The organism is Caulobacter sp. FWC2, assembly GCF_002742625.1.
Classification (GTDB): domain Bacteria; phylum Pseudomonadota; class Alphaproteobacteria; order Caulobacterales; family Caulobacteraceae; genus Caulobacter.
On the sequence record NZ_PEBF01000001.1, the window covers coordinates 2,306,917 to 2,320,165 of the forward strand.

Annotated in this window: 17 protein-coding genes; 13 read left to right on the forward strand and 4 right to left on the reverse strand. The window is 67.0% G+C overall.

Translation table 11 applies throughout. The features are described 5' to 3' along the window. Nucleotides 1–109: 109 nt before the first annotated feature. Nucleotides 110–760 (reverse strand): alpha/beta hydrolase, encoded by a 651-nt coding sequence (locus CSW62_RS11055; protein WP_099577728.1) that lies wholly within the window; start codon nt 758–760, stop codon nt 110–112. A gap of 180 nt (nt 761–940) precedes the next feature. Here CSW62_RS11055 and CSW62_RS11060 point away from each other — a divergent pair, with 180 nt between their 5' ends. From CSW62_RS11060 to CSW62_RS11105, 10 genes are read left to right on the forward strand one after another with little or no spacing between them, the layout of a single operon-like run. Next, nucleotides 941–1,402: an Rrf2 family transcriptional regulator gene (locus tag CSW62_RS11060; protein ID WP_099577730.1), complete on the forward strand. Its 462-nt coding sequence runs from the start codon at nt 941–943 to the stop codon at nt 1,400–1,402. Then, a complete protein-coding gene (locus CSW62_RS11065; RefSeq protein WP_099577732.1) occupies nt 1,399–2,538 on the forward strand; it encodes a cysteine desulfurase family protein in 1,140 nt (379 codons plus the stop codon). The genes CSW62_RS11060 and CSW62_RS11065 overlap by 4 nt, the downstream gene beginning before the upstream one ends. Beyond that, entirely contained in the window at nt 2,538–4,007 is a 1,470-nt protein-coding gene (sufB, locus tag CSW62_RS11070; RefSeq protein WP_099577735.1) for a Fe-S cluster assembly protein SufB, read from the forward strand. Before CSW62_RS11065 ends, sufB begins: the two co-directional genes overlap by 1 nt. After that, a complete protein-coding gene (locus tag CSW62_RS11075; RefSeq protein WP_099577737.1) occupies nt 4,004–4,393 on the forward strand; it encodes a hypothetical protein in 390 nt (129 codons plus the stop codon). The genes sufB and CSW62_RS11075 overlap by 4 nt, the downstream gene beginning before the upstream one ends. Then, nucleotides 4,386–5,132: a Fe-S cluster assembly ATPase SufC gene (sufC, locus tag CSW62_RS11080; RefSeq protein ID WP_056051275.1), complete on the forward strand. Its 747-nt coding sequence runs from the start codon at nt 4,386–4,388 to the stop codon at nt 5,130–5,132. Before CSW62_RS11075 ends, sufC begins: the two co-directional genes overlap by 8 nt. Then, on the forward strand, nt 5,129–6,181 hold the full coding sequence (gene sufD, locus CSW62_RS11085) for a Fe-S cluster assembly protein SufD (RefSeq protein WP_099577739.1): 1,053 nt from the start codon (nt 5,129–5,131) through the stop codon (nt 6,179–6,181). Before sufC ends, sufD begins: the two co-directional genes overlap by 4 nt. After that, a complete protein-coding gene (locus CSW62_RS11090; RefSeq protein WP_099577741.1) occupies nt 6,181–7,407 on the forward strand; it encodes an aminotransferase class V-fold PLP-dependent enzyme in 1,227 nt (408 codons plus the stop codon). The genes sufD and CSW62_RS11090 overlap by 1 nt, the downstream gene beginning before the upstream one ends. 7 nt (nt 7,408–7,414) lie before the next feature. Beyond that, the gene (locus CSW62_RS11095) at nt 7,415–7,774 is read left to right on the forward strand and encodes an SUF system Fe-S cluster assembly protein (protein ID WP_099577743.1); all 360 of its coding nucleotides are present in this window, start codon (nt 7,415–7,417) and stop codon (nt 7,772–7,774) included. A gap of 14 nt (nt 7,775–7,788) precedes the next feature. Further along, nucleotides 7,789–8,193, forward strand: a complete 405-nt coding sequence (locus tag CSW62_RS11100; RefSeq protein ID WP_099577745.1) for an iron-sulfur cluster assembly accessory protein — start codon at nt 7,789–7,791, stop codon at nt 8,191–8,193. Next, entirely contained in the window at nt 8,193–8,393 is a 201-nt protein-coding gene (locus CSW62_RS11105) for a hypothetical protein (protein WP_099577748.1), read from the forward strand. The genes CSW62_RS11100 and CSW62_RS11105 overlap by 1 nt, the downstream gene beginning before the upstream one ends. On the opposite strand, the gene CSW62_RS11110 is transcribed toward CSW62_RS11105, so the two are convergent. Continuing rightward, nucleotides 8,390–9,184, reverse strand: coding sequence for a 1-acyl-sn-glycerol-3-phosphate acyltransferase (locus CSW62_RS11110; protein ID WP_099577750.1), 795 nt, complete (start codon nt 9,182–9,184; stop codon nt 8,390–8,392). The genes CSW62_RS11105 and CSW62_RS11110 overlap by 4 nt on opposite strands. A 106-nt stretch (nt 9,185–9,290) precedes the next feature. Between CSW62_RS11110 and CSW62_RS11115 the strand changes: the two genes are divergently transcribed. The 3 genes from CSW62_RS11115 to CSW62_RS11125 are packed head-to-tail and all read left to right on the forward strand — an operon-like array spanning nt 9,291 to nt 11,074. Next, entirely contained in the window at nt 9,291–10,265 is a 975-nt protein-coding gene (locus CSW62_RS11115) for a glycosyltransferase family 9 protein (RefSeq protein ID WP_099577752.1), read from the forward strand. Then, complete coding sequence (locus CSW62_RS11120) at nt 10,266–10,670, forward strand: DUF6165 family protein (RefSeq protein WP_099577754.1); 405 nt, start codon at nt 10,266–10,268, stop codon at nt 10,668–10,670. It abuts the gene before it with no gap. Then, nucleotides 10,667–11,074 (forward strand): ACT domain-containing protein, encoded by a 408-nt coding sequence (locus tag CSW62_RS11125; protein ID WP_099577756.1) that lies wholly within the window; start codon nt 10,667–10,669, stop codon nt 11,072–11,074. The genes CSW62_RS11120 and CSW62_RS11125 overlap by 4 nt, the downstream gene beginning before the upstream one ends. Here the strand turns inward: CSW62_RS11125 and CSW62_RS11130 are convergent. After that, entirely contained in the window at nt 11,061–11,864 is an 804-nt protein-coding gene (locus tag CSW62_RS11130; RefSeq protein WP_099577759.1) for an enoyl-CoA hydratase/isomerase, read from the reverse strand. The two genes, CSW62_RS11125 and CSW62_RS11130, sit on opposite strands and share 14 nt — an antisense overlap. Before the next feature lie 152 nt (nt 11,865–12,016). Then, nucleotides 12,017–13,078, reverse strand: a complete 1,062-nt coding sequence (locus CSW62_RS11135; protein WP_099577761.1) for a GGDEF domain-containing protein — start codon at nt 13,076–13,078, stop codon at nt 12,017–12,019. Nucleotides 13,079–13,249: the final 171 nt, after the last annotated feature.

Below are 13,249 nucleotides of genomic sequence, written 5' to 3' on the forward strand. Positions count from 1 at the left end.
TCATCAACTGGTGAAAATATAGGATTGTGACCGATGTTACGCCAGGGACTTGATCTCGCCCCGCACAAACGAAAAAGGCCTCCCCGGAGGGAGGCCTTCTTTAAGTCGGCTAGATCGGGTTTTCCGCGATGCGCTTGTCGAGGTACTCGCTGACGCTCTTCTCGACGCTTGGCAGGTGCTCGGTCCAGAAGTGGCTGGCCTTGTCGATGACTTCGTAGTCGATCGTGATGCCCTTCTGGGTCCGCAGCTTGGTGACCACGCGCTCCACCTCGACCGGCGGGGTGATGGTGTCGGCCGAGCCCGTCAGGAACAGGCCCGAGGCCGGGCAGGGGGCCAGGAAGCTGAAGTCATACATGTTGGTCGGCGGCGACACAGAGATGAAGCCGTCCGTCTCCGGGCGACGCATCAGGAGCTGCATGCCGATATAGGCGCCGAAGTCGAAACCGGCGACCCAGGTCTGGCTGGCGGCGGGATTGCTGGTCTGCAACCAGTCCAGCGCCGTCGCCGCGTCGGCCAGCTCGCCGATGCCGGCGTCGAACTCGCCCTGGCTGCGGCCCACGCCGCGGAAATTGAAGCGGAGAGTCGCGAAACCGCGCTTCATGAACAGGTGGTACAGCTGAACCGACACCGGGTGGTTCATATGCCCGCCGGCCTTCGGGTGCGGGTGCAGGATCAGCGCGATCGGCGCCGTCTCGGTCTTGCCCGGAGAATAGCGACCTTCGATCCGCCCGGACGCGCCGGTCAAAATCACATCAGGCATGTCGTTCCCTTGAGCTCGCGAGCGGTCCGCCATCCGACGATTTGGGGCGTCGAATACTTGACTACTGCGCTTGGTCTTCCTAGATCGCAACCAGTCGCGGGCTGGAGGGCCCGCGCGCGAAGTCGCGGCTTGTAGCACACGCAAAAGCCGATGCGCGCGGAATCTGCAAGGGGTAAGGCGATGCGCCTGAGCACCAAAGGTCGATACGCGGTCATGGCGATGACCGACCTGGCCAAGCGCCAGGACGAAAGCGAGGGCCGCGCCGTGGCCCTGGCCGAGATCGCGTCGCGCCAACAGATCTCGCTCTCCTATCTGGAGCAGCTGTTCGCGCGCCTGCGCCGCAAGGGCCTGGTGATCAGCGCTCGCGGCCCGGGCGGCGGTTACCGGCTGGCCAAGGCGTCGGCCGACACCTTCATCTCCGACATCGTTCTGGCGGTCGACGAGCCGCTGCGCGCCACCCGCTGCAACTTCACCAAGGGCCAGGCCAAGGGCTGCATGGCCGGCGGCGAGCGCTGCATGACCCACGGCCTGTGGGAAGAGATGGGCCGCCAGATCCACGGCTACCTGGCCTCGGTATCGGTGGCCGACGTCCTGGCGGGCAAGCTGCGTCCGGTCGGCCCCCTGGAGATCGCGGCCGAGTGAGCATGTCCCGCACATCGGTCTATCTCGACTATAACGCCACGGCCCCGATGCGGCCGGAGGCGCGTGAGGCGTTGCTGCGCGCCCTGGAGAGCCCGGCCAATCCTTCTTCGGTCCACGCAGCCGGCCGCGCCGCGCGCGACGTGATCGAGCGCGGCCGCGCCGAGGTCGGGGCCCTGGTCGGGGTGCCGGCCGGTTCGGTGACCTTCGTCAGCGGCGGCACTGAGGCCAATGCTCTGGCCATCGAGAGCGCTAAGGTCGCCGGCGTCCAACGCATCATCCTCAGCGCCGTCGAGCACGACGCGGTGGCCGAAACGGCGAAAGCTTCGGGCCTGGTCGTCGAGGTCTTGCCGGTCAACAGCGATGGCGTCGCCGACCTCGCCTGGCTGGCCGCAGCGCTCGAAGCGCCGGCCAAGACCCTAGTCTGCCTGATGCTGGCCAATAACGAGACCGGCGTCATTCAGCCGGTGGCGGAAGCCGCCAGGCTGGTCCGCGCTCACGACGGGTTGCTGCACGTCGACGCCGTTCAGGCGGCCGGCAAGATCGCGGTCGATTTCTCGGCCCTCGGCGCCGACACGATGGCGCTGTCGGCCCACAAGCTGGGTGGACCGCAAGGCGTCGGCGCCCTGGTCGCCGGAACCCGCGCCACGGTCACCCGCCGCCAGCACGGCGGCGGTCAGGAGCGCGGTCGCCGGGCCGGCACCGAGAACGTCGCGGGGATTGCGGCATTTGGCGCGGCCGCCAAGGTCGCCCACGAAAACCTTGCCTCCGTGGCCGAACAGGCCCAATGGCGCGACGCCTTGGCTCAGCGGCTAACGGCGGAAGGCGCGGTCGTGCTCGGTGAGGGCGCTGATCGCTTGCCGCAAACCCTGTGTTTCGCGGGCGAGGGCTTCGGCTCCGAGGTCCAGGTCATGAACATGGACCTGGCCGGAGTCATGGTCAGCGCCGGCAGCGCCTGCTCGTCGGGCAAGGTCAAGGCCAGCCGCGTGGTGGAAGCCATGGGCCGGTCCGATCTCGCCCCGTTCGCTCTGCGTGTGAGCGGCGGCTGGGCGAGCACGGAAGACGATTGGAACACGTGCGGCGACGCCTGGCTCGCCGCCTGGAAGCGTATCGGCGCACGGCGCCGGGAGGTGGCGTAGTGGCCGCGGTCAAGGAAACTGTCGAAACCGTCGCCGCGCTCGAGAAGTACGAGCACGGCTTCACGACCGATATCGCGCAGGAGTTCGCCCCCAAGGGTCTCTCCGAGGATATCGTCCGCTTCATCTCGGCCAAGAAGGACGAGCCCCAGTGGATGCTGGACTGGCGGCTGGAAGCCTATCGCCGCTGGCTTGAGCTGGAAGAGCCGACCTGGGCGAAGGTGAACTTCCCCAAGATCGACTACCAGGACAGCTACTACTACGCCGCGCCCTCGACCAAGGAAGGCCCCAAGAGCCTGGACGAGGTCGATCCGGAGATCCTGGCCGTCTACGCCAAGCTGGGCATTCCCCTGAAGGAACAAGAGGTTCTGGCCGGAGTCGAAGGCGCGCCGCGCTACGCCGTGGACGCGGTGTTCGACAGCGTCAGCGTCGTGACGACCTTCAAGAAGGAGCTAGCCGCCGTCGGGGTCATCTTCTGCTCGATGAGCGAGGCGGTCCGCGAGCATCCGGAACTGGTGCGCCAGTACCTGGGCAGCGTGGTCCCGACCTCGGACAACTATTTCGCCTGCCTGAACAGCGCCGTCTTCAGCGACGGCTCGTTCGTCTACATTCCGCCGGGCGTGCGCTGCCCGATGGAGCTGTCGACCTATTTCCGGATAAACGCCAAGGATTCCGGACAGTTCGAGCGGACTTTGATCATCGCCGACAAGGGCGCCTATTGCTCGTACCTGGAGGGCTGCACGGCCCCGATGCGCGACGAGAACCAGCTGCACGCCGCCGTGGTCGAGCTCGTCCTGCTGGACGACGCCGAGATCAAATATTCGACCGTCCAGAACTGGTACCCGGGCGATCCCGAGACCGGCAAGGGCGGCATCTACAACTTCGTCACCAAGCGTGCCGACTGCCGGGGCGACCGCTCCAAGGTCTCGTGGACCCAGGTCGAGACCGGCTCGGCCATCACCTGGAAATATCCGTCCTGCGTGCTGCGCGGCGAGGGCAGCTCGGGCGAGTTCTATTCGATTGCCGTGACCAACGGTCATCAGCAGGCCGACACCGGCACAAAGATGATCCACCTGGGCGCCAACACCAAATCGCGGATCGTCGCCAAGGGCATCAGCGCGGGCAAGTCGACCTCGACCTATCGCGGCCTGGTCTCGGCCCACCCCAAGGCCAAGGGCGCGCGCAACTTCACCCAGTGCGACAGCCTGCTGATCGGCAAGGACTGCGCGGCCCACACCGTGCCCTATATCGAGGCCCGCAACGGCCAATCGGTGTTTGAGCACGAGGCCACCACCACGCGCCTGTCGGACGACCAACTGTTCTACTGCCAGCAGCGGGGGCTATCCCAGGAAGAGGCCGTCGCCCTGCTGGTCAACGGCTTCGTCAAGGACGTGCTGCAGCAACTGCCCATGGAATTCGCCGTCGAAGCCCAGAAGCTTGTGGCGATCAGCCTGGAAGGGAGCGTGGGGTGAGCCACGTCACGCTTTACCAGCCGGTCGGCATGGAAGAACTGCAGTCCATCCGGGCGTCGGGCTGGAAGGCGTTTCCAGAGCACGACCCCGAGCGGCCGATCTTTTATCCCGTCGCCAGCGAAGAATACGCCGCCGTGCAGGCCCGGACCTGGAACGCGGCGCACAGCACTTACCGGCGCGGCTACGTCGTGCGGTTCAACCTCACGACCGCGTTCCTGAGCAACTACCAGAACAAGGTCGTGGGCACGCCGGGACACGAGGAATACTGGATCCCGACCGAGGATCTTTCGCTTCTAAACGCCGCCATCCAGGGCCAGATCGCCGTCGCCGGAACCTTCGCGGGTGGTGACGCGGAATACAGAAAAATCGACGAGACCCATGCTTAAGATCCAGAACCTTCATGCCCGCGTCGAGGACAAGCCGATCCTGAAGGGCGTCACGCTCGACGTCCCCGCCGGCGAGGTCCATGCGATCATGGGGCCGAACGGGGCCGGCAAGTCGACCCTGTCCTACGTGCTGTCGGGCCGTGGCGGCTACGAGGTCACCGAGGGTTCGGCGAGCCTGAATGGCGACGATCTGCTCGCCCTGGAGCCCAACGAGCGGGCGGCCAAGGGCCTGTTCCTGTCGTTCCAGTATCCGCTTGAAATCCCGGGCGTTCCGGCCCTGACCTTCATCCGCACCGCCCTCAATGCCCAGCGCCGCGCGCGGGGCGAGGACGAGGTCGCCGCGCCGGCTTTCCTAAAGCTGGCCAAGGAGAAGGCGGCGGCGCTGAAGATCGACTTCGAGATGCTCAAGCGCGGCCTGAACGTCGGCTTCTCCGGCGGCGAGAAGAAGCGGATGGAAATCTTCCAGATGTCGATGCTTTCGCCGAAGTTCCTGATCCTGGACGAGACCGACAGCGGTCTGGACATCGACGCCCTGAAGATCGTCTCCGAAGGCGTCAACGCCCTGCGTTCGCCCGAGCGCGGCATGCTGGTCATCACCCACTATCAGCGCCTGCTGGACTACATCAAACCCGACAAGGTCCACGTGCTGGCCGCCGGCCGCATCGTCGCCTCGGGCGGTCCGGAACTGGCGCTGCAGCTGGAAGCCGAGGGCTACGACAAGTACGTGGCCGCCGCATGAGCCTCGCCTCCGCCCTAAAGACCGGCGACGTCACCGAGCTGCCCTCGCGGCGCGACGAGGACTGGCGCTGGACGGACCTGCGCGGCCTGATCCGGACGCTGCCGAAGGTCTACCAGCACGCCGGGACCGGCGTCGAAGGCCCGTTCCGCGACGGCGTGGCGTTCTCGGCCAGCCGGACGGTTTCGGTCGCCAACGGCTATGTCGATGGCCTGGGCGGCGGCGCGCTGGTGTTCGACGTGCACGATCCTGTCGTGGCGCTGAACGTGCGATCGGCCGGCGACCAGATCGGTCTCGTGACCGCGCTGAAGGTCCGCGTGCCGGCGGGCGTGAGCGGCGTGCTGCTCGAAAGCCATGTGGGCGAGGGCGGTTACCTGGCCGACTTCCGCCTGGACATCACGGTGGAAGACGGCGCCGCGCTGGAGCGTATCGTGCTGGTCGATGATGACGCGCAAGCCGTCAACGTCGTCACCGCCGAGGTCGACCTGGCCCCCGGCGCGGCCTACGCCCAGACTGTGCTGACCTCGGGCGCGCGTCGCCAGCGTATCGAGACGCGGGTCAACCATCCGGGCGCACACGCCCAGGTCCGCCTGGACGGCGTCTATCTGCTGGACGGCCAGCGCCACGCCGACCAGACCACGGTCGTCACCCACGCCGGTGTCGACGGGATTACCAGCCAGCTGACCAAGGGCATGGTCAATGACCAGGCGCGGGGCGTCTTCCAGGGCCGCATCGTGGTCTCGCCCGGCGCCGACCAGACCGACGCGCGCATGGGCCATCACGCCCTGATCCTGTCGGACAAGGCCGAGATCGACGCCAAGCCGGAACTGCTGATCTTCGCCGACGACGTCTCCTGCGCCCACGGCAACACGATTGGCGCTCTGGACGAGGAAGCAATCTTCTACGCCCGCCAGCGCGGCATCCCGGAGCTCGAGGCCAAGGCCATGCTGACCGTGGCCTTCGTCGGCGAGGTGGTCGAGCGGATCGAGCACGAGGGCGCGCGTGAGATCGCCGCCGCCTGGGTCGCCCGCAAGCTGGGGAGCCCGGAATAGTGGCCTTTGACGCTCCGTTCGATGTCGAGGCGATCCGCGCCCAGTTTCCGATCCTGGCCCGCCAGGTCCACGGCAAGCCGCTGATCTATCTCGACACCGCCGCCAGCGCCCAGAAGCCAGACGCGGTGCTGGACGCCATGATGGGCCTGGCTCGCACCTCTTACGCCAACGTCCACCGCGGCCTGCACACGCTCGCGAACGAAACGACGGAAGCCTATGAAAAGGCGCGCGAAACTGTCGCGCGTTTCATCAATGCCGAGCCGACCGAAGTCGTCTGGACCAAGAGCGCCACGGAAGCGGTGAACCTGGTCGCCAGTTCGTTCGGCCTGTCGCTAAACGCCGGCGACGAGATCGTGCTCTCGGAGATGGAGCACCACGCCAACATCGTGCCGTGGCACTTCCTGCGCGAGCGCAAGGGCGTGGTTTTGAAGTTCATCCCGGTGCTGGATGACGGCCGGCTCGACGTGGAGGCCTTCAAGGGCCTGCTGTCCGAGAAGACCAAGATGGTCGCGGTTACGCACATGTCGAACGTGCTGGGCACGGTCAACGACGTGCCTGAGATCGTCCGCCTGGCCCACGCCGCCGGCGCGCCGGTGCTGCTGGACGGCTGCCAGGGCGTGGTTCACACCAAAGTTGACGTGAAGGCCCTGGACGTCGATTTCTACGTTTTCTCCGGTCACAAGCTGTACGGTCCGACCGGCATCGGCGTGCTCTACGGCAAGGCCGAGCGCCTGGCCGCTCTGCCGCCTTATCAGGGCGGCGGCGAGATGATCGGTTCGGTCTCGATGGACCGCATCACCTACGCTGATCCGCCGCATCGCTTCGAGGCCGGCACTCCCGCGATCCTGGAGGCCGTCGGCCTGGGCGCGGCGATCGAGTGGCTGAATGGCCTCGATCGCGACGCAGCCTTCGCTCACGAGCATGCCCTCTACGAGCGCGTCGCCGAACGCCTGCGCGGCGTCAATGGCGTGCGGATCCTGGGCGAGGCGCCCGGCAAGGGCGCGGTGCTGTCGTTCACGGTCGAGGGCGCCCACGCCCATGACATCGCCCAGGTGCTGGACCGCTACGGCGTCGCCGTCCGCGCCGGGACCCATTGCGCAGAGCCCTTGATGCGCCGTTTCGGCGTCACATCGAGCGCGCGCGCCTCCTTCGCCCTATATAATACGGAAGCCGAAGCCGACGCGTTCGTGGACGCGCTGGCCAAGGCCCGCAGTTTCTTCAGTTGAGCCGCCGATGACCGACGCCGCCGCTTCCTCCGAGCCCATGACCTCCCTGTCCAAGGACGAGCTTAACCGGCTGACCGATCAGCTGATCGAGAAGCTGAAGACCGTGTACGACCCGGAAATCCCGGTCGACATCTATGAGCTGGGCCTGATCTACAAGGTCGATGTCAGCGACGACAAGGACGTGGCCATCGACATGACCCTGACCGCCCCGGGCTGCCCGGTGGCCGGGGAAATGCCGGGCTGGGTCCGCGACGCGGTGATGGAAATCCCCGGCCTGAAGTCGTGCAATGTCGAGCTGGTCTTCGAGCCGCCGTGGGATTCCTCGCGGATGAGCGACGAGGCCAAGCTGCAACTGAACATGTTCTGATCGGTTCAAAGCCCATGGAAACCGCGATCACCGCACGCCCCCGCCGCCCGCGCCCCAAGGTCGTCACCCTGACCGACGCCGCGGCCGCGCGCGTCAAGGAGATCATGGCCCGCGCCGACAAGCCCTATGCGGGCCTCCGCGTCGGCGTGAAGAATGGCGGCTGCGCGGGTTCGGAATATGTCTTCGAATACGCCGCCGAACGCGGCCCGATGGACGAGGTGGTCGAGGACAAGGATGTCACCATCCTGATCGAGCCCAAGGCCGTACTGTTCCTGATCGGGACCGAGATCGACTACGAGATCACCAAGTTGTCGTCGAAGTTCGTGTTCCACAATCCGAACGAGACCGACGCCTGCGGCTGCGGTGAGAGCGTGACGATCCAGCCGGCGGCCGAGGCTCCCGAGGCGAGCGAGCACTGATGCTGGCGCGCACGCCGTCCTGCGTCGAATGCGGCCTGGCCTGGGGCGCGCCGCGCTTCAAGCACGAGGACGAGGCGCCGCTCTACTGGTCTGACACCGGCCTGCTGTGCTCCTCGACATGCGCCCAGACCCACTTCGCCAAGCGGCGCGCCGAGGGCACGTTCGTGGCTATCCCGGCGGAGTGTCCGGTCGAGGTTTAGGCCGAGGCTTCCGCTGTCTTCGGCGTCGCGGCCACGTTCTTCCGGCCATCCCACTCCACCAGCACCGAGGGCTTCACCGGTTCTCCGCGCGCCTTTGCGATCAGTTCATTCGTGCGGCCTTCGATCGCCGCCTCCATGCGCTGCATGAAGTCGTCCTTCTCCAGGCCCTGGGGCAGGGGTGACAGGAACTCGACGGTGGCGACTCCGGGCGTCTTGGCCTTCTCCTGCTGCTTCCAGAAGCAGCCGAGATTGGTGGCTACCGGCACGACCGGCAGGTTAAAGTCCTTGCTCATGTAGTAGACGCCGGTGCGATAGCGGAACCGCTCGCCCGGCGCGGCCAGGTGTCCTTCGGGATAGATCAGGATCCGCCGGCCCTCGGCCGCGACCTGGGCGGCGCTTTCCGACAGAGCCTTGCGCGCCTCGGGACCGCCGCAACTGTCGACGACAATGGCCCCGAACTTCTTCAGGATCGCCCCGACCAGCGGGAACTTCTCCAGGTGGTCGCCGGTGACGAAGCTGAGATTGTCGACATGGGCGAACATCACGAAGCCGTCGCCCCAGCTGTGGTGCTTGGCGGCGATGATGCAAGGGCCCTTTGGCAGGTTTTCCTGGCCTTTCAGCTCAACCTTCACCCCGCCCAGCACGTCCAGCGCCCACAGCATCCGGCGGCTATAGAGCCTCAGCGTGAAGGTCACGGCGTCGCGACCCGGCGCCAGGGCGGCGAAGGCCGCCGACAGGCCATAGAAGATCGACAGGACCCAGTAATAGGCGTTGAACAAGGCGCTGCGCATCAGGTCCGTCTTTATCCTCGGGACGCGCAGCCTAGCGGCAGTTCGGGGCAGAATACAGCGCGGGGTTGGCGTTGACCAAGACGCTCGGCGCGGTCCACACACGGCCATGGTCCAGACGGTTCTGATCTATTCGATGGGCGAGGTGATCGGCGATGGCCTGATCAAGCTGCCCTTTATAGCCGGCCTGCGCGCGGCCTTTCCTGAGGCTCGCATCAGCTGGTGCGCGGCCAAGGGCGAGACGGTCTATGCCGGCCCGCTGAAGGCCGTGGTGGCCGGCTATGTCGACGAGGTGATCCTGGACGGGCGCAACGGCGCGCGGCCCCTCGATAGCCTGCCGTGGAGCAAGCCGTTCGACGGTCGCGCGTTCGACCTCGTCATCGACACCCAGGAGAATCTGCGTCGCAGCGGCGTCGCCCGGCGCGGCGCGAGTGGTCGCTTCATCTCGGCCGCCCGTCATGCGCGCGACAAGGACTGGCCGATGGCCGTCACTGACCGCCTGGCGCGACTGCTGGCTCTGGCCACTGACGGGCAGGGCGCGCCGACGCCTCTGGCGCTCAACCATCCCGACGCTTTGAACGCCGCTGAGACCCTGCTGCCGACCGGCCCGACCTATGTCGGCCTAGCGCCCGGAGCGGGCGGTCAGGACAAACGCTGGCCGCTAGAGAACTATTTCGAGCTGGCGCGACGGATCGTCGCCAAGGGCTGGACGCCGGTATTCCTGTTCGGCCCCGACGAGGCCGAGGACGCCGCCGTGGCCGCGCGGGAGGTCCCGCAAGCGCTCCAGCCCGAGCGCAACCGCATGGACGGCTACACGGCCGTGAAGGGGCCGCTGCTGGTCATCGCCTTGGCCAGACGGCTGGCGGCCGGAGTCGCCAACGACGCCGGCCCGGGCCACATGCTGGCCGCCGGGGGCGCGCCGCTGCTGTCTCTGCAACAGGACCGCCGCAAGTCGGTGAAGTTCCGCCCCGCCGCCCGGCGGCTTGAGATGCTGGTCGCGGAAGACTACGGAAGCGGCATGGGCGCCCTGCCGGTCGACGCGGCCTGGGCGGCGCTCGAACGTCTGGTCACGGGAGCCGCCTGAATGTCCATCCTCGCGCCGATCTCGGCGGGCGAACTGGTCGACAAGATCACCATCCTGCGGGTCAAGGCCCAGCGCATCGGCGATCCGGCCAAGGAAGCCAATGTCCGCAAGGAGCTGGCCCTGCTGGAGGCTACCGCGGCCGAGCATCTGCCCAACACCGCCGACATCGCCCGCCTCACCGACGAACTGACCACCGTCAACGCCGCCCTGTGGGACATCGAGGACGGCAAGCGCGACTGCGAACGCCGCCAGGACTTCGGCCCGGACTTCGTCGCCCTGGCCCGCCGCGTCTATATCGACAACGACAAGCGCGCCGCCATCAAGCGCGCCATCAACGAAGCCGCCGGCTCGGAGATCGTCGAGGAGAAGAGCTACAAGCCCTATCTCGCGACGTCCGGAGAATGAGCCAAGTCATTCGCGGCGCTCGGGAAATGGTCGCTGGCATGACGCCGGACCTGAAGCCCGGCGCCTACGTCTTCTGCGCCGCCGGCGACCGCGACTGGGCGGGGCTGGCGCCGCTGGCCATGTTCCGCGAAGCCGATGGCGTCAGCCTGATCCTGGAGCGCGAAGCGGCGCAAGCCGCTGGCTTTCCGGTTGAGGCGCCGATGGCTCTGATCACCCTGAACGTCTACTCGGCCCTCGACGGCGTCGGCCTGACCGCCGCCGTGGCGACGGCCCTGGCCGAGGCCGGGATCGCCTGCAACATGGTCGCGGCGCTGAACCACGACCATGTCTTCGTGCCGGCGGGTCGCGCTGACGACGCCGTTGAGATCCTGCGCCAGCTACAGGCCGCCGCTACCGCCCCTTGAACGACGCCGCGCGTTTCTGGAGGAAAGCGGCGACGCCTTCGAGGAAGTCTTCGGTCTTGCCGGCGAACTTCTGGGCCTTGCGCTCGGCGTGAAGCTGGCCGGTCCAGTCGCTGTCGAGGCTGTCCCAGACCAGCTTGCGGATCGCGCCCAGCGCCGCCGGGCCTCGGGCCAGTTCCTGGGCCAGGGCGCGGGCGGTCGGGATCAGCTCGGCGTCCGGGACGCAGCGATTGACCAGGCCCCATTGCAGGGCGGTGGCCGCCGGGATCTTGTCGCCCAGCAGCATCATCTCCATGGCCCGCGCCTTGCCGATCAGGCGCGGCAGCAGGTAGGTCGAACCGCCGTCGGGGACCAGGCCAATTCGGCGGAAGGCCTGCAGGAAATAGGCGCTCTCGGACGCCACGATGATGTCGCCCATCAGGGCGATGGAGCAGCCGACGCCGGCCGCAGGGCCGTTCACCGCCGTGACGATCGGCAGCGGAAAGTCCTTCAGCAGGGTCATCAGCGGGTTGTAGGTGCTTTCCAGCGCCGAGCCGGCGTCGGGCTTGCCGTCGACGTCCAGTTCACGCCCGGCCGCGCCGCCGCCCGACAGGTTGGCCCCCGAGCAGAAGCCGCGACCTTCACCGGTCAGGATCACCGCGCGGGCCTCGACCTTGCCGGCTGCGATTGAAGCGAAGGCGTGGGTCAACTCGCGGGCGACCTCCAGGCTGGCGGCGTTCAGCGTGGTGGGATCGGCGAGGGTGACGGTCGCGATGCCGTCTTCAGTCGAGACACGGATCTTCTGATAGTCCACGGCGCGGTCCTCCCTTGGTCTTTTCAGAAGTCTAGGCGCCTTTGCCCCTTGGGAAGGCCAGCGGAATTTTCCAAAGAAATCGGAATCTTCACATGAGAACGCCGCCAATCGTGAGACCGGCGGCGCCTAAGGTAGGTCTTCTGCTGAAGAGGCTAGGCCGCGTTGGCCGAGGCCGGCATGGATTCCGCCGCGGTGACGCGGTTGCGGCCGCCACGCTTGGAGGCGTAGAGCGCCACATCAGCGCGTTCCATGAGCGAGTGACCGCTCTCGTTCGCCTTACGCTCGGCGAAGCCCGACGAGATGGTGATCGCGCCCAGGTCCTCGTTGGTCGAGCGCCGCTTGAGCATGCGCGAGGAGACCTCGACGCGGATCTCTTCCAGGGTGGTGGCGACGGTCGCGGCCGACTCGCGCGGGAAGATCATGGCGAATTCCTCGCCGCCGTAGCGGGCGGCGAACCGCGGCGGGGCGGCGACGCGGCCGATCACGGAAGCGACGTAACGGATGACCTGGTCGCCGGTCTGGTGGCCCCAGGTGTCGTTGAAGCCCTTGAAATGGTCGATGTCGAGCACGGCCAGACAGATGCTGGCGTTCTGCTCGTCGGCCTCGGCGCAGGCGCGCTCCAGCTCTTCGTCGAAGGCCTTGCGATTGGCGAGGTTGGTCAGGCCGTCGGTGGTGGCGTCGCGGCGAACCTGTTCCAGGTGCTCGCGCAGGCGCTCGACCTCGGCGGTGGAGTCGGCCAGACGCGTTTCCAGCGACTGGTTTTCCTTGTGCACGCGGCGGGTCGCCTCGGCCAGGCCGCCGACCAAGGTCTTGATGGCGTCGACGTCGGTTGTCTTGTCCAGGTTCTTGCTGGCGCCGGCCAGTTCCTTGCCGAAGGCGGCGTTGGACTTCTGGGCGTTGTGGATGGCTTTGGAGACCGCTTCCAGTTCCTTCGACAGAAGGTCGCCGGCGTCGCGGATCTGTTCGTTCAGGCGCGCCTTGGGCAGGTAGGTGGCGGCCAGTTCTTCGCTGACCAGTTCGGTCATCGGCTCGCCCAGCGAGATCAGGCGGGTCAGTTCACGGGCCAGGGCGCCGTCGGGATCGGCCACATAGTGGGTCCACAGCTCGAAGTTCAGCGCGGTCGGCCAAACCTGGTGGCGCTCCATGAGCTCCAGAGCACGCCCGGCGATCTTGTACGCCTCGGGACCGCGCAGCGTGGTTTCGACGTCCGACATCTCTTCTTCCCCCGTTCAGCGGTTCCCCTCGCGGAAACGCCGACGCTTGGAGCGCCACACTAGGGCGGAGAGTTCTTACGAGGCGTTAAGAACGACGTTCTCTTGCGCAGGAAACGACCAGGCGTCATGGTTATCATCGATAAGATGAGCACCGCGCCACTGTGGCCGGGC

Excerpts from the sequence above, each read along its gene's own strand:
- CSW62_RS11105 (WP_099577748.1), top strand. The coding sequence starts at position 8,193 with ATGCTGGCGCGCACGCCGTCCTGCGTCGAATGCGGCCTGGCCTGGGGC.
- CSW62_RS11060 (WP_099577730.1), top strand. The coding sequence starts at position 941 with ATGCGCCTGAGCACCAAAGGTCGATACGCGGTCATGGCGATGACCGAC.
- CSW62_RS11135 (WP_099577761.1), bottom strand. The coding sequence starts at position 13,078 with ATGTCGGACGTCGAAACCACGCTGCGCGGTCCCGAGGCGTACAAGATC.
- CSW62_RS11095 (WP_099577743.1), top strand. The coding sequence starts at position 7,415 with ATGACCGACGCCGCCGCTTCCTCCGAGCCCATGACCTCCCTGTCCAAG.
- CSW62_RS11125 (WP_099577756.1), top strand. The coding sequence starts at position 10,667 with ATGAGCCAAGTCATTCGCGGCGCTCGGGAAATGGTCGCTGGCATGACG.
- CSW62_RS11115 (WP_099577752.1), top strand. The coding sequence starts at position 9,291 with ATGGTCCAGACGGTTCTGATCTATTCGATGGGCGAGGTGATCGGCGAT.
- CSW62_RS11110 (WP_099577750.1), bottom strand. The coding sequence starts at position 9,184 with ATGCGCAGCGCCTTGTTCAACGCCTATTACTGGGTCCTGTCGATCTTC.
- CSW62_RS11100 (WP_099577745.1), top strand. The coding sequence starts at position 7,789 with ATGGAAACCGCGATCACCGCACGCCCCCGCCGCCCGCGCCCCAAGGTC.
- sufD (WP_099577739.1), top strand. The coding sequence starts at position 5,129 with ATGAGCCTCGCCTCCGCCCTAAAGACCGGCGACGTCACCGAGCTGCCC.
- CSW62_RS11055 (WP_099577728.1), bottom strand. The coding sequence starts at position 760 with ATGCCTGATGTGATTTTGACCGGCGCGTCCGGGCGGATCGAAGGTCGC.
- sufC (WP_056051275.1), top strand. The coding sequence starts at position 4,386 with ATGCTTAAGATCCAGAACCTTCATGCCCGCGTCGAGGACAAGCCGATC.
- CSW62_RS11120 (WP_099577754.1), top strand. The coding sequence starts at position 10,266 with ATGTCCATCCTCGCGCCGATCTCGGCGGGCGAACTGGTCGACAAGATC.